Genomic DNA, 23,707 nt, shown 5'->3' with positions numbered 1-23,707 from the left:
CTCTCTATGTCAACCTGACTCAGGACCACTGTGACGGCTTGATTCGGGACCACCTCGGCGAGGAGGTGGTGGCTCAGGCGTCTTCGTAGGCTGTGATCGCGAGCTGCTACCGCGGGTATGGCTGAGCCGGTATGAGGTGGTGCCGGTTTCGATGATGGTGCCGTGGAAGGTGAGTCGGTCGACGATCGCGGCGCAGAGTCGGGGGTCGGTGAAGGTTTTGGTCCAGCCGGAGAAACTCTCGTTGGATGCGATGGCTACTGACGCCTTTTCCTCGCGTTCAGTGAGTACTTGGAACAGCAACTCCGCGCCCCGGCGGTCGAGTTCCATGTAGCCGAGTTCGTCGATACATAAAAGATCGACGCGGCCGTAGCGGGCGATCGTGCGGGCGAGTTGCTTTTCATCGGCGGCCTCGACGAGTTCGTTGACCAGTTTGGTCGCCAGTGTGTAGCGGACGCGGAAGCCTTGCTCGGCGGCGGCGGTGCCCACACCAATGAGCAGGTGGGACTTGCCGGTGCCCGAGTCGCCGATCAGGCAGAGCGGGTCGCCTCGGCGTATCCAATCGCCTTGGGCGACGGTATGTACGGTGGCGGCGTTGATGTTTGGGTTGGCGTCGAAATCGAAGTCGCCCAACCATTTCTGACGTGGAAACCCGGCCGCTGCGACTCGCCGCAAGGTGGATCGGCGGTCCCGGTCATCGCATTCGGCCAGGAGCAGTTCGGCGAGGAAGCCGTGGTAGGTGAGCTGTTCACGCTCGGCGACTTTCACTGCTTCGTCGATCACCGCACGCACGGTCGGCAACCGCAGGCGTCGGCATGCGGAATCGACGGCGGCTTGGGCCGCTTGTGGGGTCATCCCGCGTTGGCGGCGCAGGGTGTTGGTGACTTTCGTGGCCGTGCTCATGATCCAGTCGTTCCTTCCATTCCGTCACCGGGTGGCGGTGTTGGGGGTCTGCGTTGGAGCAGCTCGTCGTAGGCCGCGACGTCAGGCAGCGGCCGGGTGTCGGTGGCAGGCCGGCGATCACGGTCGCTGGATCAGCCAGGCGGCGCTGGGTCAGACTGACGACCCGGTAATCGACGGTATTGGCATGGTTACCGGCGTGACGGTCTGATTCGAGACCACCACCGGCGGCATGCAGGCGTGCTTCGACCGCGACCACATCCGCTGAAACGGCACCGACCGACAGGGCGGCGTGGATCCCGGCGATCACATCGGTAGCGCGCATGCTGCGGTGCAGCAGCAGCACGTCGATTAGCGAGCGAGTCCCGCCAGCATCGCCGTCGACGCGGCGGGCCTGCTGCCAGAACGCCTCGTGCGCTGCGGTGAAAGTGCCGGCGGCGCGGGCCTGAGCAAGCGCGGTGGAGCCGGGCAACGCGCCGGGTTTGCAGTGCAACACCTCCAGATAGTGGTCGAGGTTGATCGATTGCCCGTTGCGGGTCGTGACGCGTTCATGGCGTGCGGCGATAGTGCGGCCGTCGAAGACGACCAACTCCGAGGCCCGCAGCGACACCCTGACTTTGCGTCCGATCAACCGGGCGGGAACCGAGTACTTCGCCGACCGCGCCGTGATCAGCGCCGACCGGTCCACCCGTGGATGCAGCACCAGCCCCGGGTCGAACCGCTCGGCAGGCAGAGCGGCGAGATGTTCTCGTTCGGTCTGGAAGTCCTGGCCCACGGTGTGCAGCCGGCCGGTGACCCGCCGATGATCCTCACGTGCTTCGCAGCGGCGGATGTAGTCGTTGAGCTCTGACAGCGAGTCCACTTCCGGCATGGGCGTGAGCCAGGTGCGGCGGAAACGTCCGATCTCGCCCTCGACTCCGCCTTTCTCGTGGGCGCCTTTCACTCCCGGCTGGCAGTAGAACGGGTCGAACCCGTAGAACGATCTGAACAGCACCCACCGGTCGTTCTCGACCCTGCCCCGACCGCGGCCGAACACCACCGAGGTGACCGCAGACTTCAAGTTGTCGTAGCGGATATGGCGCACCGGGATGCCGCCGATCACGTCGAATGCTTCGATGTGGCCTTCGAGGAACGCCTCCTGCGACTGAGTCGCATACACCCGATGGACTGCCTTGCCGGACATCGACATTCGGAAAACGAACATGTAGCAGCGGGTTCTGACACCAGCGAGGATGACGTGAACCTCGCCGAAATCAACCTCAGCTTCAGCGCCGGGCGGGTGTTCCTGCGGCACGAACGCTTCCTGCGCCTGCTTACCGGACTCGGCGATGATCTCCGCACGACGGACCCGGACATAGTCACGCACCGACGAATACGACACATCCTCAACGCCGTGTTCATCGGCCAGACGATTGCAAATCCTTGTCGCAGTGTGGCGTTGCTTGCGGGGCGCATCCAGATCGGTCCGCAGCATCGCATCAATCGCAGGTTTGAGCGGGCCCAGTTTCGGCGACTCCCGCACCGGTGTCTTCCGCCTCGGCGGCTCCGGATTCGCCAACGCGTGCCGGACCGTATCCCGGCCAACCTTGTACTTACGAGCAAGCGCCCGAATACCCAAACCCTCGACCCGGGCGTCCCTACGTATCTGGGCGAACAGCTCCACACGACTTCCCATCCGGAACCCTCCGACAGCGAGCCAATAATCGACACGCCAACCGTCGAGGGTGGTCCTGAATCAAACCGTCACAACACACCGGTCTGAAAGAAGGTGGTCCTGAATCAGGCCGTCACACCGGTCCTGAATCAAACTGTCATAGCCAGCCAACATTGCCCGGCGCTGGCCCACTGCGGTGACTGGCTCCAATCGCTACCAGCCAGGAAGCGCCCAGACGGCGTGATCGCCGGGCAGATCCGCAAACCCAAACCCGTCGGCAGACCAACTGCTAACACCGAACAACTGAAGGGAACGATGCAATGACCGACTACCCGGGTGACTGGAGCACCGAGCCGCCGCACCCCGACGACCCGCGCTTCGGCGACTGGTTGGATCCTTGGCGGCCGACAGCCGCGCAGCGAGCCCGCGCGATCGAGCTGCTGCGCCTGTACGTGTCTCGCAGCCACGATTTCAACCACGCCTTTGTGTTGTTCCACCGCGACATCAAATCTGAGGACAGCGGCCCGCAGATGCTCGTGGCGTTGCTCGAACACTTCGCCGTCACCGCCATCGGCGCCCAAGGTGAAGAGTTGACCATCGCTCGTCTGGCTGGCGACCTCGCCGCGGCCCGCGACGACATCCTGCAAGAGCACGGTGCGCAATGACCGCAGACACGATCGGTCCCCAGCACGATCGCGCCGCCGCCGGCACCGACCCCCGCGGCTGGCTTGTCTTCGAGCATCTGCCTGACGATTTGCAGCGCGCCGAGGACGCCACCCAGGCCGCAGACCACCAACGGCAACAGTTCTCGGCGTTCAACCTGCCCGCCGTGTGGGGGACATCGGACCCCGCCGGACTGGCCGCCATCCAGGCCCGCGCCCGCCGCATCCTCACCGCCGCCGGCATGAGCAGCTGGCGCGTCAACGTGCGGCCAGCCACCGACGCCGAACGCACACTGCTCGAGCACCTCGGTCACGAGCTGCCAGCCGAACTCTTCACCGCCATCACCTATCCCAGTACCGGCACGCGGAACCGCCGCTGGCCACAACTCGAATCCCAGGAGGAATCAGCATGACCGACACACCCGACACCAGCCCAGGCGTCGACCACGGCGACGACAGCCTTGATCTCCCGCAGAACCTCGAAGCGGCGAAACGGCTGCGCAGCGAGAACCGCAACCTGCGCGAACGGCTCCGTACCCTCGAGTCCGACTACGAAGCCGCCGTCACCCGGTATGACGCGATGCAGATGAACGAGGTCCAGCGCGTCGCCGCCGAACACCTCATCGACCCGGCCGACATCTGGACCACCGGCAAGGACTTCTACGACGAGTACGGGATGCCGGACCCCGAGAAGATCGCCACCGCCGCCACCACACTGCTGACCGAGAAGCCGCACCTCGGCACGAATTACAAGCCGACGCCAGCACCGCCGAGTGACCGGCCCATCGAAGGACTGCGGCCCGGCGCCACGCCCTCGGATTACACGCCGGAGCCACAACCGACATGGTCTGAGGCAATCAGCTCTCGCGTCGGCCCGCTACGCTAAACTGACTGTGGTTGTAGGGCGTTGACCCCGAAGGGTGAGCGCCCCGCCACGACCAACACCGCCCTTGGAGGCGAACACCGCGAACCTGCTGGACAGGCCGCGAATCATTACGTGACAACCACTCACGTTCATTCACCGTGTTCGCTTGATACCCAAGGAAGATTCAACTAATGGCACTCACCACCAGCAGCGGCGCATCCATCCTCACCCCCGAGGAAGTCGGCGCCCTCGTCATCAGACCACTGATGGAAACCTCGGTCGCAGCCCAGGTTTCGACCGTCGTCCCCACCAACTCGCATGACTTCCGCGTCCCCATCGTCAGCGCGGACCCCACTGCGGCCTGGACCGCTGAAGGCGCTGAAATCACTGCCTCGGACCCGACCATCACCGAGGTCCTGGTCACGCCCAAGAAGTTGGCCGGGTTGACCGTCATCAGCAACGAGCTGGCCGCCGACTCCTCACCGGCCGCGCTGCAGGTTGTCGGCGACGGCCTGGTGCGCGACCTCAAACGCAAGCTCGACGCCGCCTACTTCGGCAACACCACCACCAACGGGCCGGCCGGGCTGCTGTCCCTGTCGTCCACCGTCATCGACGCCGGCGACACCTGGACCAACCTCGACTGGGCCGAGGCCGCGAAGTCCGCCGCCGAGACCGTGCACACCACACTCACGGCGTTCGTCGCCAGCCCCGCCACCGCGCTCGCACTGGCATCACTGAAAGAACTGACGACCGGTTCGAACAAGTCGCTGCTCGCCTCCGACCCGACACAGCCCACCAGTCGCGTCATCGCCGGCCTACCGCTCTACACCTCCCCAGCCGTCGCCGACGGCATCGTCTGGGGAATCCCGCAGAGCCACAGCATCATGGTCATACGCCAAGACGCCACCGTGGTCACCGACACCAGCGTCTACTTCACCTCCGACCGGGTAGCCGTGCGGTCCACACTGCGCATCGGGTTCGGCTTCACCTACCCAGCCGCAGTCATCAAGGTCAACACCACCCCGTAAAGACATGGCAGCGGCGGGCGTCAACCCGGCCCTTTCGCATTCGTTAGCCACCGGCAAGGGCACGCCACGACCCGGCTCCTAACCACGAGCGTGCACCTGCGCCACCGCTGCCACACCCTCGCTCCGCCGATCAGACCACGTCTGACCTGCGCTTTGTCACTATGGAGTGCAGGCAACCAGACTGGGCATCAGCACAAACGCAGATCAGGCGGCGGGGAAGCAGGGGGGCCCCTGGGGGGGCAATCCCAAACCCGAATCGCCCGCGCCGACTAGGCATAGCGTCTCGGGTTCCATACGGGTTTTCGGGTTTCTGTTGCAACGATTTCGGGGCCCGCCGCGGCCCTGATGCTAAACCTGTCCGAGGTAGGAGAACAGGGAGACGTCGATTTGATCTAGTCGGGCAGGGTCGAGGTGCCCTGTGAAGTCCTCAAGGTGCTGCTTCTCGATGGATTGCAATGCCGGGACCCGCACCCAACATTTCTTCTGAACACCCGCTTCGCCGGAGCCGAGCGCGACGTCGAACTTCGTCTTCCACTTTGTCTGGCTCGAGATCGGGCACCCCGAGACAATGGGCCAATCACCGTCTGAATTGGTCTCGTCACCACTGAGGACTACGAAATACCGTCTTCCAGTGTGAATAACCCTGCGGAGCTGGCTGGGTAACAGGATCAGGATGTCGTCCGGCACGAAGTAGACGCCACCTCTGACAATCGGTGGTTTCGCCATGCCTCAGATGAGCCGATTGACCAGCTGCCGAAGCCAACCGAAGCTGCGCACCTCATCCACCAGACCGGACAGGTCGCCCTCGTTCTTCTGCTCGGGCATCTCTGCTTTCAGTTTGCGAAGGTACTCACGACGGTCTTCGACGGCGCTCTTGAGCTCGCCCGTCGCTTGCTGGATCTCTTCGTAGAAGTGCCTGGGTAGCAGGTGCACTCCGCCATGTTCATCTTGGAGCACAACAAACTCTTCCATGGGGTGCCCGCCCTGGACCACCAGCTGCGACTTCTTGTTCACCCGCACTACCTGCGGGTCATGAAGAGTGGTCATTCCGGCTTTCCGCTCAAGTTGGTCGTCATATCTTCGCAGAACCGAAACGTACAGGGCACACCCCAGTATGCCCGACCTGCTGGTGAGATGTGGGATATCAGTCCTGAAGCACTGAAATCTCCACTTCCTGAACTGATACCCGGCCGCTCTACTCGCTTGAAGCTATTCCTGGTCGAGCACGAACTGCCGGAGCGACTCGGGCCACGTCCACGCGTACTCCGGGTCTGCATCCCACCTGGTGCCTACCGGCCCGATGGGGCAGCGAGTGTCGATCAACGCCCTGGTGCCGTCCGCGTCGAGCCGGTGGTTTTCGGCGGCCTTCTTGACCCGTGATCGCTGATCGTCGTTGAGTCGGCCCCACCATTTGGTCACGTGCTCGTCGAGGCCACTCACAGCTGTACGCCCTTTTGAGCGGCCTCGAGCTTCTTCACCGCTTCGTATAGCGCGATTACCACTGACTCAGATTGCTTGCCGTAGTTCTTCGCCACGTCCCAGACGGCGGCCGAAATCGGCAAGTCGTCAGGACGCGGGCCAGGAAGGTAGTGCGGCGGCTGGCCGGAACCGCCGAATGTAGTGGTCTGAACGCTGATGTTGGTGCTCATGCGGGTGACTGTAATAGGAGGCACCGACAAAATAGACGGGTCTCCACTTTCCTGATACAAACGCCCCTAAATCACCCCGGATGCGCGGGCACGCTAGCGGACGGTGAATCGTGTATCACGTTGCGCTGCAATATCTTAGCGGACTCTCTTGAACGCTATCGTTCTACGTCAATATGTGAATAGGTCAGGAGTTCGATTCTCCTAGGCGGCTCCATCCATCAGGGGACCCGTCAGCTGTCAACTAGGCCGCGACGGGACCAGGAAACCGACCGGCCCGGAGGACAGGCACAGCGAGAGCGCGGCCGTATTGGCGCGCACCATGATCGCGTCTCCCGCCCCGGGCAGTCGGACGTAGACGGTATTGAGCCCCGGATGCACCGGCACCTTGACCTCGGGCCCCTCGGACAGCGCCAGCGTCATCGAGCCGTCGCTGTTACCCAGGTAGTGCAGTTCGACGGTCCAGTCGGCCGGCAATAGCGGACCGTCCAGCGCCATTCGTGCGGGATGATCCGGCTGGGTGAAGTATCCGCAGTTCCCGACCGGGCCCGGCTTGATGGTCCGCACCCAGGTGACCCGCGCCGGGACGAGCTGTCCCTTGCTGTTGAACATCTGCAGTTCGGTTGTCGCCGAGGCGAATTCGGGCCGATCCCGCACCAACGCGAAAAGGTGGCTGGCGAGGTTCTCCGGCCAGGCCACCCGCTGCAGCACCAGCGGGTCGACTTCCTGATCCAGCAGCGGCACAGTCGGATTCGTAATCGCCAGACCGGCGCGGGCATTGTTCAGGTAGGGCTCGGCCGGGTTGTCGCGCCAGGACGTCAGGAAGGTCGACGTCGAGTACAGGCTGCTGATCGAAAACAGCAGCACCGCAATGCTTGTCGCCACAGCCCGTGAGCGGGAGGCATCCAGCCAACCCGCCGATGGACGATTGGGCGCGGTGAATCCGACCGCGGCCAGCAACGCCAGCACCACCACCAAATCCGGGAAGTAGCGCAGCGTCTGGGCCAGTTCGAGTGCGGTGAACCGGGACGAGCGCATCAGATAGATCGGCACCTGGCACGCCACGGCATAGCCGGCCGCAGTCAACCAGACCGGCGCGATGCGCTGTTTGCGCAGCACCGAAACCGCAAGCACCGCAGCCAGAACCAGCCATCCGAGCGTCATCACCACCGGGCCGGGAGTTGCCCACGGCGAGGCCGGTGCCCACCGCGCCCACTGCCACGGCCCCCCGGCCAAACCCGGCACGATGCCATGGGTGACCGAGCGCCGCAGCAACGCCCACGTCATCGACAGGTCCGAGCTCCACCGCCGCTGATTCACCACCGCCAGGTACAGCGCCACCCAGCCGGCCGTCAGCGCCAGCGACGGCACCCACAATCGGATGCTGCCCCGCCACGCCGTCCGCACCGCCGCCCGGTCACCCGCCACATAGCTCAGCAGCGCGACTACCGCGAACGCGACGAACGGGATCACCGCGGCCTTCTCGAAGAACAGCAAGCCACCGAAATACGCCAGCAGCCCGGTGACTGCGTACCGCTGCCGCCCGGTGCGCGCCAGCAGCACCGCGTCGCCACACACCCAGGCCAGCGCCGCCAGCATCGGCAGCGAGTTCAGCGCCGCCGCCCACCACGCGAACCCCGGCACCCCCAGCGGGGTGAACAATGCGAACGTCAACGGGATCAGCAGCACCGGTCGCCAACCGAGGATCGCGTGCAACGCCCGCAGCAACGCCCCCGAGGCCAGCAGCTGCATGAGCACCAGGCTGATCGCCGGCCCGGTCCAGTTCAGCGGCGCCAGCCGGATGATCGCGCCCGCCACCAGAAAGGCGCCCGGCATCACGTGCCCGTCGTGGTCGTCGAACAGATACGACGGCGACAGCAGTCCCTGGGTGCCGGCGCGGCCGACCAGGATCAGGTCGTCCCAGTAGAAATAGCCGCGAAACGCCAGCACACCGCGGATCACCAGCTGCAACACGATCAGCGCCAGCGCCGCCGAGGCCACTCGGTATGGTGGGCCGGTGCGCGCACTGGTCACCGGGGCAGCCGGTTTCATCGGGTCGACGCTAGTCGACCGTCTTCTGGCCGACGGCCACACGGTGGTGGGTCTGGACAATTTCGCCACCGGCCGGGCGACCAACATCGAGCACCTTGCCGACCACCCGGCGTACGCGTTCGTCGAGGCCGACATCGTGACCGCGGACCTGGACGGCATCCTCGACCAGCACCGGCCCGAGGTGGTGTTCCACCTGGCCGCCCAGATCGACGTGCGGCATTCGGTGGCCAACCCGCAGTTCGACGCCTCGGTCAACGTGATCGGCACCATCCGGCTGGCCGAGGCGGCCCGCCGGGCCGAGGTGCGAAAGGTGGTGCACACCTCCTCAGGAGGCTCCATTTACGGTGTGCCGCCGCAGTATCCGACGCCAGAGACGGTGCCCACCGATCCGGCGTCGCCGTATGCTGCGGGCAAGGTGGCCGGCGAGATCTACCTGAACACCTTCCGGCATCTGTATGGACTGGACTGCTCGCACATCGCCCCGGCCAACGTGTACGGTCCGCGCCAGGACCCGCACGGGGAGGCCGGGGTGGTGGCGATCTTCGCCCAGGCGCTGCTGGAGGGCAAGCCCACCAAGGTGTTCGGCGACGGCTCCAACACCCGCGACTACGTGTTCGTCGACGACGTCGTCGACGCCTTCGTCAAGGCCGCCGGGGAGGCGGGCGGCGGGCAGCGCTTCAACGTCGGCACCGGCGTGGAAACCTCAGACCGGCAACTGCATTCGGCGGTGGCCGCGGCGGTCGGTGGTCCCGACGACCCGGAGTTCCACCCGCCGCGCCTCGGTGACCTGAAGCGCTCCTGCCTCGACATCGGTTTGGCGGCAAAGGTTTTGGGCTGGCGTCCGCAGGTGGAACTGGACGAGGGGGTGCGGCGCACGGTGGAGTACTTCCGGCACAAGCACACCGGCTGACCTGCCGGCCCATTACTCATGGCCCACTGTGAGTTTCGCGGCGGACACGCCGGGGGGAGCGTCGCAGGGTTCACTCTCGCGGGGTAAGGGGCGGGGCGAAATCCGGGGTCGGATCGGGTTCCTGCGCGCCCTCCAAGGCGATCGCCCGCGCCAGCCGCGCGTAGCGCAACTCCAGGTCCTTGAATCGCATGTAGGTGCTCAATGTGGTGAAGCTGAACGCCATGATCAGCGCGTACAGCATCAGGTCGGTGCCGCGGTTGACCCCGAACCAGTGCGCCACCACGGTGGTGTCGTCGGGGCGCAGCACGGCGTAGATGCCGAGCACCACGAACAGGACGTAGCCCACCTTGACCCAGGCTCGGGCGCGTGCGCTGCGGCGCGACCGCAGCAGGAAGACCAGCAGCGCGATGATCGAGCCGATCAGCAGCACCTTGATCCAGTTCATCGACGTATCCTCCCTCGCAAGAACCCGTCGAAGATGATGTTGACGCCGTTGAGCAGCGGCTGCCCCTTGGACTTGGAGTAGTCGGTGTAGAGCACCTCGACGGGCTCTTCGGCTACCCGCCAATGGTTTTCGGCGATCATCATGACGATCTCGGTGGCGTGGCTCATGCCGCTCATGGTGATGTTCAGGCCGTCGGCCACCGTCTTGTTGAACACCCGCAGACCGTTGTTGGTGTCGGTCAGGCCGAGCCGGCGGCCACGTCGGCTCAACCGCGCCGCGGTCTGCAGCACGATCCGCTTCAGCAGCGGGGGCCGGCTGGCGACGGACTGCCCGAACCGGGTCCCGATCACGACGTCGACGTCACCGCGCTTGAGCCGGTCGATCATCTTGGCGACGTCTTTGACCCGGTGCTGGCCGTCGGCGTCGAAGGTGGCGAACACCTGAGCCCCGGGTTGCCTGCGCGCATACTCGATGCCGGTCTGGATGGCCGCACCCTGGCCGAGGTTGATCGGATGACGCACCAGGTGCGCACCCGCCTGCCGGGCGACCTCACCGCTACCGTCGCTGCTGCCGTCGTCCACGACGACGACGTGATCGAATACCGAACGCAATTCGGCGACGACCTCGCCGATCACAGTGGCTTCGTTGTAGGCGGGAACGACGATCCAGGCGTCGGGGTAACGCGGTTGGGTGCCCATTTCTTCAGTGCCCATATACAAGCCCACAAGTTACACGCCGGAACAGGCCGTCATCAGCCGTGCGCGCGTCCGGCACGCCACAAGGCGAGCAGATGGACGCCGATTCCCACCAGCGGACCGCACAGCAAACCAACCACGGTGCGGGTCTCCAGCGCTAGCGGCAGCAGCAGCAACAGGCCCGACGCCACCGTGGCTGAAACCCAGCCCAGCGCGTACGCCCGATGGAGGGCGGCCGCGACCGCGGCCGCGCCGGTCAGGGTCAACAGCGCGATCGACACCGCAGCAGCCGTCAGCCAGGCCAGCAGCGCGCTGCTGGCCTGATAGTCCGGCCCGAACGCGAACCGCAGCAGCCAGGGGCCCACCAGGCCCGCCAGTAGCACCCCCGCCCCGCCGATACCGCTGATCAGCAGCGCCGGTGCAAGCAGGGCACGCAGCCGGTGGCCGCGCTCGTCGACGAAATGGGCGATCAGGTTGCCCTGCATGGCCGTCAGCGGCACCAACAGCGGCGCCCGGGTGAGCGTGACCGCCAGGATGACTACGCCGCCCTGGGCGCCCAGCTCACTCGAGGTGAGCTTGAGCAGCACCGGAAAGCCCATCACCAGGATTGCGCTGGCGCCGGCCGCGGTGATCGAGTGCGCGGCGCCGCGCAGGAACGTCGCGGTGCTGCCGGGGGTCAGCAGGCGCGCCGCCGCCCGTGCGGCGGGCGAGCCGGCCAGCATGATCAGCCAGGCCACCGAGCCGGTGACGGTCGCCCACAGGAAACCGGCCAGCCCCCAGCCGAGTACGAAGGTCGCCGCTGCCACCGTCACCCGGATGACGGCGTCGGTCACCATCAGCGCCCCGTACTGGCCCCACCGGTTGGTGCCGGCCAGCATTCCCTGCAGGGTGGAGTGCAGGCAGAACCCGGCCAGCCCGACGCTGAGCAGCACTACCGACAACCAGCGCTGCTCGACGAACACCCGCCCGCTCCACAGCGGCGAGGTCCCCGCGATCGCGGCGGCCGAGGCCAGGCCGACCAGCGCGGCGACCCGAATCGGATGTGTCCGGCGTGGCGGCAACGCATCCAGGTACTGCATGGCCCGGATCTCCCGGGTCGCCTCCTGCAGCAGGCCGCTGGCGGCGCCGGTGACCAGGCCGAATGCGCCCCAGAACACCCCGAATACGGAGAAGCCGCCCGGCGCGAGGTTGCGGGCGGCCAGATAGATCACGGCGTAGCCGCACAGCGCGGTCACCGCAGTCGCGGTGCCTACCCGCGCGACGCTGGCGCGCGCGATCGGTCCCGCCGACGCGCCGTGGGTGCTCGCGCCGTCCGTCACGGGTTAGGCGTCAGTGGCCGCTGGTCTTGAATCGCTCGACCGAACGCTGGACCTCGGCCTCGGCCTCGGCGCGGCCGACCCAGTCGGCGGCCTTGACGAACTTGCCCGGCTCCAGGTCCTTGTAGTGCACGAAGAAGTGCTTGATGGCCTCGAGTTCCCACTCCGGCACGTCGCCGACGTCCTGGATGTGGTCCCACCGCTTGTCGCCGGCCGGCACGCACAGCACCTTGTCGTCGCCGCCGGCCTCGTCGACCATCCGGAACATGCCCACCGGCCGTACCTCCACCAGCACCCCGGGGAACAACGGCTGCGGCAGCAACACCAGCGCGTCCAGCGGGTCGCCGTCCTCGCCGAGGGTTTCCTCGATGAAGCCGTAGTCGGCCGGATACGCCATCGGGGTGTAGAGGTAGCGGTCCAACCGCACGCGGCCGGTCTCGTGGTCGACCTCGTACTTGTTGCGCTGGCCCTTCGGGATTTCGATGGTCACGTCGAATTGCACGGATACACAGTAGTCGAGCAGTGCCGCGGCGCTGCTCCGTGGCCGGTTCGGCAGAATGGGGCGCAGAAGACAGGAGTTCGCAGATCGATGGGTCCCAAACGCTGGCGCAGAACCACCCACGTGTTGGTGGGGTTGGCGGTGGTTGCGTTCGTCGCCGCCGTGGTTGCGGCGGCCGTGCTGTTCACCACCGGTGGACACGGCGCCAGTGGGACGCGTTCCCCGGTGCCCCCGCCGCGACCGCCCACCGTCAAGGCGGGGGTGAGTCCGGTGTCGGACAGCGCGGAGACGCCGTCGGCCGGCGGTGTGGCCGCGGCGCTGGCGGCCGCTGCCGCCGACTCCAATCTGGGCAGATTGGGCGGCCGGATCACCGACGCCATGACCGGCAAGGAGCTGTGGCGCCAGCTCGACGACGTGCCGTTGGTGCCGGCGTCGGTCAACAAGGTGCTGACCGCGGCCGCGGCGCTGCTCACCCTGGACCGGCAGGCCCGGATCAGCACCAGGGTGGTGGCCGCCGCGCAGAGCTCGCAGGGGCCGGTGGTGCTGGTGGGCGCCGGGGACCCGACGCTGTCCGCCGCTCCGCCGGGCGTCGACACCTGGTATCGCGGCGCGGCGCGGATCAGCGACCTGGTCGAGCAGGTGCACCGCAGCGGTATGACGCCGACGTCGGTGCAGGTCGACATCTCGGCGTTCAGCGGTCCCACCATCGCCGCGGGCTGGGATCTGGCCGACGTGGACAACGGGGACGTCGCGCCGATGGAGGCGGCGATGATCGATGCCGGCCGCATCCAGCCCACCACCGTCAACTCCCGCCGCTCCCGGACCCCGGCGCTGGACGCCGGACGGGAGCTGGCCAAGGCCCTGGGGCTGGACCCGGCTGCGGTAACCATCGCGTCGGCGCCGTCGGGCGCCCGCCAGCTGGCCGTCGTCCAGTCCGCGCCGCTGATCCAGCGGCTGTCCCAGATGATGAACGCCTCGGACAACGTGATGGCCGAGTGCATCGCGCGTGAGGTGGCCGCCGCCATCAACCGGCCGCGGAGTTTCACCGGCGCGGTCGACGCGGTGACCAACCGGCTGAACACCGCGCATGTGGACACCGCCGGCGCCGCCCTGGTCGATTCCAGTGGGCTGTCGGCGGACAACCGGCTGACCGCACGCACGCTGGACGGCGTGATGCAGGCCGCGGCGGGTCCGGATCAGCCGTCATTGCGGGCATTGCTGGATCTGCTCCCGATCGCCGGCGGCTCCGGCACGCTGGGTGAACGCTTCCTGGACCGGTCCACCGATCAGGGTCCGGCCGGCTGGCTGCGCGCCAAGACCGGCTCGCTGACCGCGGTCAACTCGCTGGTGGGGGTGCTTACCGACGCGAGCGGACGGGTGCTCACCTTCGCGTTCATCTCCAACGACGCCGGCCCCAACGGCCGCAACGCGATCGATGCCCTGGCCACCCGGCTGTGGTTCTGCGGATGTGCCGGATGAGCGACGCGGTGACGATGGGCAATGCCGTCGACTGGGGCTTCGCCGCCACCGTGGGGGAGAAGCTGACCCGCGGGGGTCCGGTCACCTCCGATTACACCCGCCGCCAGGTGATCGACGAGCTGGTCAGTGCCGCCGAGCAGGCCGAGCCGCCGGTCCGCGACGTCACCGGGCTGATCACCGACGGCGCGGTGCCGCCGGCCCGCGTGGTGGACCGGCCGCAGTGGGTCCGCGCGGCCACCGAGTCGATGCGCGCGATGACCAACGGCGGTGACAAGCCGCGCGGTTTGATCACCGGCCGGCTCACCGGCGCGCAGACGGGCGCGGTGCTGGCGTACGTGTCCTCCGGCATCCTGGGCCAGTACGACCCGTTCGGAGCCTTCGACGACGCCCAGGTCGGCAGCCTGTTGCTGGTCTACCCCAACGTGATCGCGGTGGAGCGCCAGCTGAACGTCGAGCCGTCCGACTTCCGCCTGTGGGTGTGCCTGCACGAGGTCACCCATCGCGTGCAGTTCACCGCCAACCCGTGGATCGCCGGCTACATGTCGAGTTCGCTGGGCCTGCTCACCCAGGAGCCGGCCGAAGACCTCGGCGAGGTGGCGAGCCGGCTGGCCGGGTTCATCCGAAGCCGCGGGAAGGGTTCTGACGACTTCGGTTCCGAGGGCATCCTGGGGTTGGTGCGGGCCGTGCAGTCCGAGCCGCAACGCAAGGCGCTGGACCAGCTGCTGGTGCTGGGAACGTTGCTGGAAGGCCACGCCGAGCACGTGATGGACGCGGTCGGGCCGATGGTGGTTCCGTCGGTGGCCACCATCCGCAATCGGTTCGACGAACGTCGGCAACGCAAGCAGCCTCCGCTGCAACGGATCTTGCGCGCACTGCTGGGTCTGGACGCCAAGCTGAGCCAGTACACCCGCGGCAAGGTGTTCGTCGACGCGGTGGTGGACCGGGTCGGGATGACGCGCTTCAACACCATCTGGACGGGTCCGGAGACGTTACCGCTCCCGGACGAGATCGAACATCCGCAGCGATGGATCGACCGGGTGCTGTAGCCCAGCTACGCAGGGCGGCAAGCGAATTCGCGCGCATCTATGTAGCTGACCAGGGCAGGTGGTGTGTCGGTCTGTCCGGCGGGCCGGACTCGTTGGCGCTGACCGCCGTTGCCGCGGGGTTGCGGCCCACGGTGGCGTTGATCGTCGACCACGGCTTGCAGACGGATTCGGCCGATGTCGCCGAAGCCGCACGCGCGCAAGCTCTTTCGTTAGGATGCGTGGACGCCCGGGTGCTGCGTGTCCAGTGCGACCTGGCGGGCGCCGGAGGGCCGGAGGCGGCGGCGCGCACCGCCCGCTACGCAGCCCTGCGGGCCCATCGCGACGGCCCGGTGCTGCTTGCGCATACCCTCGACGACCAGGCCGAGACAGTGCTGCTGGGGCTGGGTCGCGGCTCGGGTCCCCGCTCCATCGCCGGCATGCGCCCGTTCGACTCACCGTGGTGCCGGCCGTTGCTGGGGGTGCGCCGGGCCGTCACCCACGCCGCTTGTGCGGAGCTGGGCCTTAAGACGTGGGCGGACCCGCACAACGCCGACCGCCGCTTCACCCGGGTCCGGCTGCGCCGCGAAGTGCTGCCGCTGCTGGAAGACGTGCTCGGTGGCGGGGTCGCCGAGGCGTTGGCGCGCACCGCGACGGCGCTGCGCGAGGACACCGAGTTCCTCGACGCGATGGCCGCCGCCGCGCTGGTCGACGTTTCCTCCGGTGAGGGCCTCGACGCTCGGGCGTTGTCCGCCCTGCCCGACCCGGTGCGGCGACGGGTGATTCGCGCCTGGCTGCAGTCCGGCGGTGCGGTGGGGCTCACCGACAAGCAGATCCGCGGGGTGGACCGGCTGGTCACTGCGTGGCGCGGTCAGGGTGGGGTGGCGGTGGGGTCCGAGTTGCGCGGTCGGCGCCTGGTCGCCGGCCGCCGCGCGGGACGGCTCACCTTGTCGCCGGAGGCAATCTGAGGTCTGCGTTGGTCGTTCATGGCTCGGCGTGGCACGCTGTGCATCGTGACGGCGGAGCTGTATCCGGGGGACATCAAATCGGTGCTGCTCACCCAGGAGCAGATTCAGCTCCGGATCACCGAACTCGGCCGGCAGATCGGCGAGGATTACCGCACTCTTGCCGCCGACACCGGCCAGGATCTGCTGCTGATCACGGTGCTCAAGGGCGCGGTGCTGTTCGTCACCGACCTGGCGCGCGCCATCCCGCTACCGACCCAGTTCGAGTTCATGGCGGTCAGCTCCTACGGTTCCTCGACGTCGTCGTCGGGGGTGGTGCGGATTCTCAAGGACCTCGACCGCGACATCCACGACCGCGACGTGCTGATCGTCGAGGACGTGGTGGATTCCGGGCTGACGCTGTCGTGGCTGTTGCGCAACCTGACCAGCCGGCATCCACGCTCGCTGCGGGTGTGCACGCTGTTGCGCAAGCCGGAGGCGGTGGGCGCCAACGTCGACATCGCCTACGTGGGCTTCGACATCCCCAACGAGTTCGTCGTCGGCTACGGGCTGGACTACGACGAGCGCTACCGCGACCTGTCCTACATCGGGACTCTGGATCCGCGGATCTATCAATAGCTCAGGTCAGCTCCCAGACCGCCGTCACCGAGAAGCTCACCGTCTGCTGACCGGGTTCCAGCGGGGCCATCGCGGCGCGCGGCGCCGGGACCCCGGTCGGCGGCGGTGTGGAGCCGGTTGCCTCCGAGATCGACAGCACCTTGCCCAGGTTCAGGCCGGCCAGCTGGGCGTACTGCTGGGCGCGGTTCTTCGCGTCGTCGAAGGCGCGCGCCCGGGCGTCCTTGACCAGCTGGGAGTCGTCGGCGATCGAGTAGCTGACCGAGTTGATCCGGGTGGCGTCACCGCCAGTGCTCACGACGAGAGCCAGCAGCGTCGAGGCGGTGTCGGTGGGGTGGATCTTGATCTCGATGGCGTTGGTGGCGCGGTAGCCGCTGACGGCGGCCGGGCCGGCGGGTTCGGGCGTGCTGTACTGCGGCTGCAGGCTCACCTGGGTGGTGCGGATGTCTTTGCGGTCCAGGCCCGCACCGACGAGTGCGTTGATCACCGCCTGCTGCCGGTCGTTGGTCTGTTTCATCGCGGTCGAGACGTCGGGGGCGGTGAACTCGATCGCCAGGTTGGCGGTGAGGGTGTCCGGGACGCCCTGGACCTGCCCCGATCCGTACACGGTCACCTGGCGTGGAGCGATCCCCGGGGTGGGCGTCGCGGGGTGGGAGTCGCAGGACGGCAGGGCGAGGACCGCCACCAGGGCGGCGGCCACTGCCGTCAACCTGCGCGCGAGGGGGGAGTTTGTTCGGGGCGCCATGTCTAGGGACCCTAGCGGTTAAGACGCCGACTCCGGGGATGTACGCACATTCGCCAAAGCGACGACTTCCCGTCACCATTTGTTAAACTAACGGCGGCTAGGCGCCCCCTGAGCGGCGGACAAAACTGGCGTAAGAACATCTCGGGATTGTGACCTGGATAACTTCCAGCAAACCTGATTATGCCCAGATAGCTTCTCGGTTTCAGCTAGAAATTGCAGGTCGGCCTCATTAATTCTACGTCTGCGCAGCAGCCCGCATGTGTGACTGTCGAACACTTGAATTGCCGCCGGCTCCGGCGGCTCGGCCGGGGTGCGCGGCTACCCCGTGGGGCGGCTTGCCTAACGGGTGTCGCTAACGGCGCGTCGTAGGGCCACCAGCCGTCAAACTTCGAGGGCTGCGACCAAAATTCAATTTCACCAACGCATTCCGTCATTTACGACCTGCTGGCCGGGCTGAAAGACCGCGCCGAAACATGGGCTGCGCAGCTGCATTCGGCTCGCCACACAACATGCGCCGGGATCCTGAGTCCGCTCGCGCGGTGCGCATAATAGCGCCGAATCAAAGCGAATCCGGATAACTCATACAATTCTCAAAGATATGTGGAGTCATATAAGAGTCATATATGATTTGTACCTTACCTGGGAATTTGCATTAGCAAATGAATAATTCCTAACTCGATAGTGAACAAGGCGCTTGCGGCCTGTTTGATCGGTCCTGCCTGCCATAGCGTGATCGCGGAACCAGCTCAGCGACGAGTGACGAGTGACGTCATTGGTCGCTTATTGCTGTTGTGCACGGGAAATTGAGGGAGGACTCAAATGTCGATCGTTTTCGCCGAACCGGAAGTGCTGGGTGGTGCTTCGGGCGAGCTCATGTCAATCAACGCGGCAATGCGCGCCGGCAACTCAGCCGCCGCGGGCCCCACTACGGCGGTCGTGCCGGCCGCTGCCGACCTGGTGTCACTGCTGATGGCCAACCATTTCGTCAACCACGCCAATCTGTACCAGGCGATCAGTGCGCAGGCCGCCGCTGTGCAGGAGCAGTTGGCGGCCACGCTGGGCATCAGCGGCAATTCGTACGCCACCACCGAGTCGGCCAACGCCGCTGCGGTCGGTTAGGGCGGGTAGTCCGATGGTGGATTTCGCTGCTTTACCGCCGGAGGTCAACTCCGCGCTGATGTATGCCGGACCCGGCTCGGGTCCGATGCTGGCCGCCGCCGCTGCCTGGGAGGGCCTGGCCGGTGACCTGCAAGCCGTGGCGGCCTCCTACGGAGCCGTGGTTCAGGGCCTGACCGACGGGCCGTGGCCAGGGTCCGTCTGCGGCGTCCATGGCGGCCGCGGCCACGCCGCAGATCGCGTGGCTGACCAGCACCGCCGAGCAGGCCGCGCAGACCGGCGCGCAGGCCGTCGCCGCGGCGAGCGCGTACGAGGCGGCCTTCCTCGCGACGGTGCCGCCCCCGGTGATCGAGGCCAACCGGGCGCTGCTGGCCGGCCTGCTGGCCACGAATTTCCTGGGCCAGAACACCGCGGCCATCGCCGCCACCGAGGCGCAGTACCTCGAGTTCTGGGCGCAGGATGCCGCTGCCATGTACGGCTACTCGGGTGCGTCGGCGGCGGCAGCGGAGTTGCCGACGCTGACACCGCAGTCGGTAGCCGCCAACCTCAGCGGTCTCTATGCGCAATTCAACGCCCAGATCAACGCGGTCAACTCGTCTCTGGCGTCCGCCGGGTACCACGACGTGGTCAAGGCGCTCAGCCAGATGGCCGGGTTGACCAACACTCCGCCCTGGCTCGCCAATCCGCAGGCAGCGCTCGGCCTGACCGGACATACCTGGAACGCCACCGGCGACGGGATTGTGGTGAACGGCTTGGTGGGTGACGTCCTAGAGGGGCTCACCGGGTCGGCAACGCTGGACGCCAGCACCGGCTTCGACTCCTACATCCGGCTGGTGTCGCCGTTCCGGCTCAGCACCACGGCGATGAAGGACATCGACGGGTTGTTGCACAGCGCGTTTCCCACCTTGGGCAAGGCCGCCGAGGGCGCCGCGAAGGCCGCCGAGGGAGCGGCCGCGGCGGCCGCACCCACCTTCGGCAGTGGCTTTGGCAACGCGCTGGGCGGGATCACCGGAGCGGTCGGTAACGCGTCCAAGGTCGGCGCGGTGTCGGTCCCGGCGAGCTGGACGGCCGCCCCGGCGGCAACGCCGATCTCGGTGGCGCTCAACGGTGCCGCCGGCGCGGCTGCCGCGGAGCCGGCGACGGCCGCCTTCGGTGGGCTGCCGATGGTGCCCGGCGCGGGCACCGGTCGCAGCGTGGCCAATTTCGCCGCGCCCCGCTACGGGTTCAAGCCGACGGTCATCGCACAACCCCCGGCCGGAGGGTAACCGCGGGCCGGAAGATCAGGGTGGAACGCCGTCGGGGCCCAAGCGCTCCGGCGGCTTTCTACGTTCGGTTCAAAGACGCGGTCTGCGCGAGTTCAGCGCGGGCCCGCCGCTCGACGAGTAGCGGAATGAAGTCGCGGATCGGACTCCGGTCGAACGCCGCATGGGCGCTGCGAACCGCGACCGCGATCTGTTCCCGCCGAAGATGTCGGTAGCTGGCGGTCAGTCGCCGCTCCACCTGGATGATCAGTCGCTCCTCAGCGGTCTCGATCACGGGAAACAGACTGCGACAGAACGGACTCCCCGTCAACTCGTGTTCAGATTCCGGTCGCTCGATCGTCACTCTCCGGATACGTCCCGTACTGATTCTCCGGCAGAATAACCGGGGTGAACGATGCTGACGCAATGCAGGCGGCGATCCTGGCCCGGATGTTGCGGGATACGATCACCGAGATTTCAGGTCAACTCGACACTCCGCCGCACCGTCGCCGCCCGTCGGCTTCGCGTAATCGACACCACCGCGTCCGGCGCGACGCCGATCTGCGCCGCGAGCTGCACGAAGCCCACCAGATGCTGGACAACCTGCGGCACCGGTTTCCCCGGACCCGCCCGCATTCGCCGGCGCCACTGCCCTAGCAGGTCGATGCCCCGCAGCGTCAGGGCGTGACCAGGATCTTGCAGTGCCGCTCGGGGTCGGCCAGATCGTCGAAAGCCGCTCCGACGCCGTCCAATCCGACCTCACCGGTGATCATCGGCCCGACGTCGATGTCGCCTTCGGCGATCGCGCGCAGCGACTCGGTGAATTCCGCCATGTCGTAAGCCAGCGAGAACTGGATGCTGATCTCGTTGGCGGTGGCGAAGAACGGGTGGATGATGTCGGATTCCATGCACACCCCGGCAACCACCAGCCGGGTCCCGCGCCGGGCCCGGCGCAACACGTCGTCGATGATTCCGGGCACGCCGACCGCCTCGAACACCACGGCCGCCTTGACGGCGTCGAACGGCGAGCCCTGAGCGGGATCGAACGTCTGGTGCGCACCCATGGCGGTGGCCAGCTCGCGACGTTTGGGTGAGAAATCAGCTGCCGCGATGTTCTGCACACCGCGCAGTTTCAGGGCCGCGATGATCGCCAGTCCGATCGGGCCACAACCCAGCACCAGCGTCGGCTCGTCGGACTTGATCCCGGACTTGTTCACGGCGTGCAGGCCCACCGCCATCGGCTCGGTCATCGCCGCGTGTTTGAGGTCCAGACCGTTCGGAACGGGCAGCAGCAGCGGCGCCGACAGCAACATCCGCTCGGCATAGCCGCCGAGCGTGGTGTTGCTGTAGACGATCGGCTCGGCGCCCTTGCCGGACAACAACACCGGTAGCGAGGTGACCAACGTGCCCGGCGGATGCGTCGCGGTGTCGGGTCCGGCCTCGAGCACTTCGGCGCTGAACTCGTGGCCCATGAAGATGTCGCGGCCCAGGTCGACCGCCATGCCACCGCCGTCACCGGCCACCTGGCTGCTCATCTCCAGCACCTTCTGGCCGTGCGCCGCGAAATGCAGGTCGGAACCGCAGATTCCGCAAGCCCGCACCGCCACCAGCACCTGGCCCGGTCCGGGTACCGGGTCGGGTACGTCGTCGCGGTAGACCATGCGTCCGTCCCGCAGCACCGAAGCCCGCATCAGCTGCCGGCCCCGTCGTGTTCGGCAACGTGCTGGGTGATGGCCTGCACGACGGCCTGGCCGGCCCGCCCGATGAGTTCCTCGCGTTTGTCCTTGGCCCATTCGTGCGAGGCCCGCGGCGCTTCGAGTTGTCCCTTGAAATAGGGAATCACCTTGCGGGCGAACAGATCATAGGAATGAAAGGTGGCCTGCGGCGACGCCCAGTCGTGGCCGAGCAGCAACAGGGTGCCGAAGCCGCCGGAACGTTCCAGTAGATCCTCGATGTGGGCGATCGCGTCGTCGGGTGTGCCGATGCAGCAATTCCCTTTGGCCGCATAGTCTTCGACGAACTCGCGGGGAGACGGCGCGCCCTCGACCGTGTTCGCGAGTGGGACGAACCCGGCGGCGCCGAAGTACTTGGCGAAATCCAGCAACCCGTACGTGCAGTCCTCGATCGCCTGGTCCCGGGAGTCCGCGATGTGCATGATGCTCAGCACCCGCCAGTCGCGGCGGTCGGGTTGCTCCCGGCCCGCCTTGGCGGCCTGCTCGCACACCACCTCCCAGGTGTTCTCCAGCGCCGCGTAACCGCCGGGCACCGACATCGACAGCGACAGCAGTGAGGTGCCCAGCGCTCCGGCCAGCCGCGGACCCGACGGGGAAATCATTGCCGCCGTGGAGATCTCGGGGTACGGCCAGGTATACGGGCGGATGTGCAGTTGCGCATCGCGCAGGGTGAACCATTCGGCGTGACGGTCGATGCGCTCCTCGGGCGCGGCGCGGAACAACGCCAGAATCGCCTCCAGGGACTCCTGCATCATTCGGCGTTGATCGACCGGGTCGATGCCCATCATGTAGGCGTCGGACGGCAGCGCCCCGGGGCCGGCGCCGAACATGACCCGGCCGCGGGTCAGGTGATCGAGCAGCACCCACCGGTCGGCGACCATCAGCGGATGGTGGTAGGGCAGCGACACCACGCCGGTGCCCAGCCTGATGTGTTTGGTCCGCTCGGCCGCGGCGGCGATGAACACCTCCGGGCAGGCGATCAATTCGTAACCGCCGGAATGGTGTTCGCCGAACCACGCTTCGTCGTAGCCCAGCCGGTCCAGCGCAACGACCCGGTCCATGTCGTATTCCAGTGCCACCGTCGGGGATTGCCCGGTGGGGTGAAAGGGCGTGATGAAAACACCGAAACGCATTGGGGCACTCACCATTGCACTCCTTTGAGGAATTCGAGAAGCGTCGTGTTGACCTCCTCGGGCCGCTCCTGCTGAATCCAGTGGCCGGCGCCGTCGATCATCACCTCGCGGTAGGGGCCGGTGATCGCTGCTGCGGCCCGGTCGGTGCGGGTGAAGCTCAGCACCGGGTCGGCCGTGCCGCCGATGAACAGGCAGGGCACCGGGATGGTGGCGCCGGCCAGCTCGGGGGTGGTCTCCCAGTTCCGGTCGAAGTTGCGGTACCAGTTCAGTCCACCGGTGAATCCGGTGCGGGTGAATTCGCTTATGTAGTGGCCGAGTTCGGCCTCGGTGATCCAGTCGGGCAGCCCGTCGGGCTCGGGCAGCCGGTCGATGAACCCTTCGGGGCCTGCAGCCACCATCCGCAAGGCCGCAGTCTGGTCCTCCGAGAGCCGCAGGCCGCCCATCATCCGGCGCATGGTCCGGGCCGGGTCGCCGTTGAGTTCGGCATCGGCGACACCGGGCTGCTGAAAGTAGAGGATGTAGAAGAAGTTGTCCCCGAACATGCGCCGCCACGCCGTCGTGGGAGCGACCTTCGGGCGCGGGGTGACCGGCACACTGAGCGCGGCGACGGCGGCCACCCGGTCGGGATGCAGCAGCGGGGCGTTCCACACCACGGCGGCACCCCAGTCGTGGCCGACCCAGACGGCCCGGTCCGCGCCGACGTCGTCGAGCAACCCGACGATGTCGCCGGTCAACTGGTGGATGTCGTAGGCCTCGATCGGCTCCGGGCGCGACGAACCGCCGTAGCCGCGCTGGTCAGGGGCCAGCACCCGGTAACCGGCGTCGGCCAGGGCCGGAATCTGGTGCCGCCAGGAGTAGGCCAGCTCGGGAAATCCGTGGCACAACACCACCACCGGCGCCCCGGGATCGCCGGCCTCGGTCACCCGCAGCCGCACACCGTTGGTATCGACTAACCGCTCAGTTGACGAGCCCACCGTCACACCAAATCA

The 23,707-nt window shown here is 67.1% G+C and carries 25 protein-coding genes and 3 pseudogenes; 12 read left to right on the top strand and 16 right to left on the bottom strand.

Annotation, left to right across the window (positions count from 1 at the left end; genetic code table 11):
- Positions 1–9: 9 nt before the first annotated feature.
- Both istB and istA read right to left on the bottom strand, forming a co-directional pair.
- A complete protein-coding gene (istB, locus tag MKCMC460_RS28450; RefSeq protein ID WP_082275278.1) occupies positions 10–900 on the bottom strand; it encodes an IS21-like element helper ATPase IstB in 891 nt (296 codons plus the stop codon).
- A pseudogene (gene istA, locus MKCMC460_RS28445) lies at positions 897–2,572 on the bottom strand (IS21 family transposase). The gene istB and the pseudogene istA overlap by 4 nt, the downstream one beginning before the upstream one ends.
- 299 nt (positions 2,573–2,871) lie before the next feature.
- Between istA and MKCMC460_RS28440 the strand changes: the two are divergent.
- From MKCMC460_RS28440 to MKCMC460_RS28425, 4 genes are all read left to right on the top strand, one after another.
- Positions 2,872–3,216: a hypothetical protein gene (locus tag MKCMC460_RS28440; protein ID WP_238305127.1), complete on the top strand. Its 345-nt coding sequence runs from the start codon at positions 2,872–2,874 to the stop codon at positions 3,214–3,216.
- Positions 3,213–3,626, top strand: a complete 414-nt coding sequence (locus tag MKCMC460_RS28435) for a hypothetical protein (protein WP_236978601.1) — start codon at positions 3,213–3,215, stop codon at positions 3,624–3,626. Before MKCMC460_RS28440 ends, MKCMC460_RS28435 begins: the two co-directional genes overlap by 4 nt.
- On the top strand, positions 3,623–4,099 hold the full coding sequence (locus tag MKCMC460_RS28430; protein ID WP_236978599.1) for a hypothetical protein: 477 nt from the start codon (positions 3,623–3,625) through the stop codon (positions 4,097–4,099). The genes MKCMC460_RS28435 and MKCMC460_RS28430 overlap by 4 nt, the downstream gene beginning before the upstream one ends.
- 170 nt (positions 4,100–4,269) lie before the next feature.
- Positions 4,270–5,106, top strand: a complete 837-nt coding sequence (locus MKCMC460_RS28425) for a phage major capsid protein (RefSeq protein WP_236978597.1) — start codon at positions 4,270–4,272, stop codon at positions 5,104–5,106.
- A 348-nt stretch (positions 5,107–5,454) separates the two neighbouring features.
- On the opposite strand, the gene MKCMC460_RS28420 is transcribed toward MKCMC460_RS28425, so the two are convergent.
- From MKCMC460_RS28420 to MKCMC460_RS28400, 5 genes are all read right to left on the bottom strand, one after another.
- The gene (locus tag MKCMC460_RS28420; protein ID WP_236978596.1) at positions 5,455–5,793 is read right to left on the bottom strand and encodes a type II toxin-antitoxin system PemK/MazF family toxin; all 339 of its coding nucleotides are present in this window, start codon (positions 5,791–5,793) and stop codon (positions 5,455–5,457) included.
- 42 nt (positions 5,794–5,835) lie between these two features.
- On the bottom strand, positions 5,836–6,153 hold the full coding sequence (locus MKCMC460_RS28415) for a hypothetical protein (protein ID WP_236978595.1): 318 nt from the start codon (positions 6,151–6,153) through the stop codon (positions 5,836–5,838).
- 162 nt (positions 6,154–6,315) lie between these two features.
- Positions 6,316–6,546 carry a hypothetical protein gene (locus MKCMC460_RS28410; protein ID WP_236978594.1) on the bottom strand — a complete coding sequence of 77 codons (231 nt, stop codon included), beginning with the start codon at positions 6,544–6,546 and terminating at the stop codon, positions 6,316–6,318.
- Positions 6,543–6,755, bottom strand: coding sequence for a hypothetical protein (locus MKCMC460_RS28405; RefSeq protein WP_236978593.1), 213 nt, complete (start codon positions 6,753–6,755; stop codon positions 6,543–6,545). The genes MKCMC460_RS28410 and MKCMC460_RS28405 overlap by 4 nt, the downstream gene beginning before the upstream one ends.
- A gap of 237 nt (positions 6,756–6,992) precedes the next feature.
- Complete coding sequence (locus MKCMC460_RS28400; protein ID WP_236978592.1) at positions 6,993–8,804, bottom strand: hypothetical protein; 1,812 nt, start codon at positions 8,802–8,804, stop codon at positions 6,993–6,995.
- On the opposite strand from MKCMC460_RS28400, the gene MKCMC460_RS28395 reads away from it, so the two are divergent.
- Positions 8,770–9,714 (top strand): NAD-dependent epimerase/dehydratase family protein, encoded by a 945-nt coding sequence (locus MKCMC460_RS28395; RefSeq protein ID WP_236978591.1) that lies wholly within the window; start codon positions 8,770–8,772, stop codon positions 9,712–9,714. The two genes, MKCMC460_RS28400 and MKCMC460_RS28395, sit on opposite strands and share 35 nt — an antisense overlap.
- Positions 9,715–9,784: 70 nt before the next feature.
- Here the strand turns inward: MKCMC460_RS28395 and MKCMC460_RS28390 are convergent, their stop codons facing one another.
- The 4 genes from MKCMC460_RS28390 to MKCMC460_RS28375 are packed head-to-tail and all read right to left on the bottom strand — an operon-like array spanning position 9,785 to position 12,672.
- Positions 9,785–10,159, bottom strand: coding sequence for a DUF2304 domain-containing protein (locus MKCMC460_RS28390; RefSeq protein ID WP_238305126.1), 375 nt, complete (start codon positions 10,157–10,159; stop codon positions 9,785–9,787).
- On the bottom strand, positions 10,156–10,857 hold the full coding sequence (locus tag MKCMC460_RS28385; RefSeq protein ID WP_370653205.1) for a glycosyltransferase family 2 protein: 702 nt from the start codon (positions 10,855–10,857) through the stop codon (positions 10,156–10,158). The genes MKCMC460_RS28390 and MKCMC460_RS28385 overlap by 4 nt, the downstream gene beginning before the upstream one ends.
- Before the next feature lie 53 nt (positions 10,858–10,910).
- Positions 10,911–12,173 carry a hypothetical protein gene (locus MKCMC460_RS28380; protein ID WP_236978587.1) on the bottom strand — a complete coding sequence of 421 codons (1,263 nt, stop codon included), beginning with the start codon at positions 12,171–12,173 and terminating at the stop codon, positions 10,911–10,913.
- A 10-nt stretch (positions 12,174–12,183) separates the two neighbouring features.
- On the bottom strand, positions 12,184–12,672 hold the full coding sequence (locus MKCMC460_RS28375) for an inorganic diphosphatase (RefSeq protein ID WP_236978586.1): 489 nt from the start codon (positions 12,670–12,672) through the stop codon (positions 12,184–12,186).
- Between the two features lie 87 nt (positions 12,673–12,759).
- Here MKCMC460_RS28375 and dacB point away from each other — a divergent pair, with 87 nt between their 5' ends.
- The 4 genes and pseudogenes from dacB to hpt all read left to right on the top strand — a co-directional run bounded on the left by dacB (position 12,760) and on the right by hpt (position 16,753).
- Positions 12,760–14,148, top strand: a complete 1,389-nt coding sequence (gene dacB, locus MKCMC460_RS28370; RefSeq protein WP_236978585.1) for a D-alanyl-D-alanine carboxypeptidase/D-alanyl-D-alanine-endopeptidase — start codon at positions 12,760–12,762, stop codon at positions 14,146–14,148.
- The gene (locus MKCMC460_RS28365; protein WP_236978579.1) at positions 14,145–15,194 is read left to right on the top strand and encodes a zinc-dependent metalloprotease; all 1,050 of its coding nucleotides are present in this window, start codon (positions 14,145–14,147) and stop codon (positions 15,192–15,194) included. Before dacB ends, MKCMC460_RS28365 begins: the two co-directional genes overlap by 4 nt.
- The gene (gene tilS / locus MKCMC460_RS28360; protein ID WP_236978577.1) at positions 15,173–16,138 is read left to right on the top strand and encodes a tRNA lysidine(34) synthetase TilS; all 966 of its coding nucleotides are present in this window, start codon (positions 15,173–15,175) and stop codon (positions 16,136–16,138) included. The genes MKCMC460_RS28365 and tilS overlap by 22 nt, the downstream gene beginning before the upstream one ends.
- Positions 16,135–16,753: pseudogene (hpt, locus tag MKCMC460_RS28355) on the top strand (hypoxanthine phosphoribosyltransferase). Before tilS ends, hpt begins: the two are co-directional and overlap by 4 nt.
- 1 nt (position 16,754) lies before the next feature.
- On the opposite strand, the gene MKCMC460_RS28350 reads toward hpt, so the two are convergent.
- A complete protein-coding gene (locus tag MKCMC460_RS28350; protein WP_236978574.1) occupies positions 16,755–17,495 on the bottom strand; it encodes an SIMPL domain-containing protein in 741 nt (246 codons plus the stop codon).
- An 819-nt stretch (positions 17,496–18,314) separates the two neighbouring features.
- On the opposite strand from MKCMC460_RS28350, the gene MKCMC460_RS28345 reads away from it, so the two are divergent.
- A complete protein-coding gene (locus MKCMC460_RS28345) occupies positions 18,315–18,614 on the top strand; it encodes a PE family protein (RefSeq protein ID WP_236978572.1) in 300 nt (99 codons plus the stop codon).
- A 13-nt stretch (positions 18,615–18,627) separates the two neighbouring features.
- Positions 18,628–19,876, top strand: a pseudogene (locus tag MKCMC460_RS28340) (PPE family protein).
- A gap of 58 nt (positions 19,877–19,934) precedes the next feature.
- Here MKCMC460_RS28340 and MKCMC460_RS28335 read toward each other — a convergent pair.
- Positions 19,935–20,147, bottom strand: coding sequence for a three-helix bundle dimerization domain-containing protein (locus tag MKCMC460_RS28335; protein WP_236978571.1), 213 nt, complete (start codon positions 20,145–20,147; stop codon positions 19,935–19,937).
- Positions 20,148–20,260: 113 nt separating this feature from the next.
- On the opposite strand from MKCMC460_RS28335, the gene MKCMC460_RS28330 reads away from it, so the two are divergent.
- On the top strand, positions 20,261–20,509 hold the full coding sequence (locus MKCMC460_RS28330; RefSeq protein WP_236978570.1) for a hypothetical protein: 249 nt from the start codon (positions 20,261–20,263) through the stop codon (positions 20,507–20,509).
- A gap of 20 nt (positions 20,510–20,529) precedes the next feature.
- Here MKCMC460_RS28330 and MKCMC460_RS28325 read toward each other — a convergent pair whose 3' ends face one another.
- The 3 genes from MKCMC460_RS28325 to MKCMC460_RS28315 are packed head-to-tail and all read right to left on the bottom strand — an operon-like array spanning position 20,530 to position 23,692.
- A complete protein-coding gene (locus tag MKCMC460_RS28325; protein ID WP_236978569.1) occupies positions 20,530–21,543 on the bottom strand; it encodes a zinc-binding dehydrogenase in 1,014 nt (337 codons plus the stop codon).
- On the bottom strand, positions 21,543–22,730 hold the full coding sequence (locus tag MKCMC460_RS28320; RefSeq protein ID WP_236978568.1) for an LLM class flavin-dependent oxidoreductase: 1,188 nt from the start codon (positions 22,728–22,730) through the stop codon (positions 21,543–21,545). Before MKCMC460_RS28320 ends, MKCMC460_RS28325 begins: the two co-directional genes overlap by 1 nt.
- Positions 22,727–23,692 (bottom strand): alpha/beta fold hydrolase, encoded by a 966-nt coding sequence (locus MKCMC460_RS28315; protein ID WP_236978567.1) that lies wholly within the window; start codon positions 23,690–23,692, stop codon positions 22,727–22,729. The genes MKCMC460_RS28320 and MKCMC460_RS28315 overlap by 4 nt, the downstream gene beginning before the upstream one ends.
- Positions 23,693–23,707: the final 15 nt, after the last annotated feature.

Source organism: Mycobacterium sp. 20KCMC460, from assembly GCF_022179425.1.
Taxonomy (GTDB): domain Bacteria; phylum Actinomycetota; class Actinomycetes; order Mycobacteriales; family Mycobacteriaceae; genus Mycobacterium; species Mycobacterium kiyosense.
This window is presented reverse-complemented; position numbering and strand designations above follow the sequence as displayed.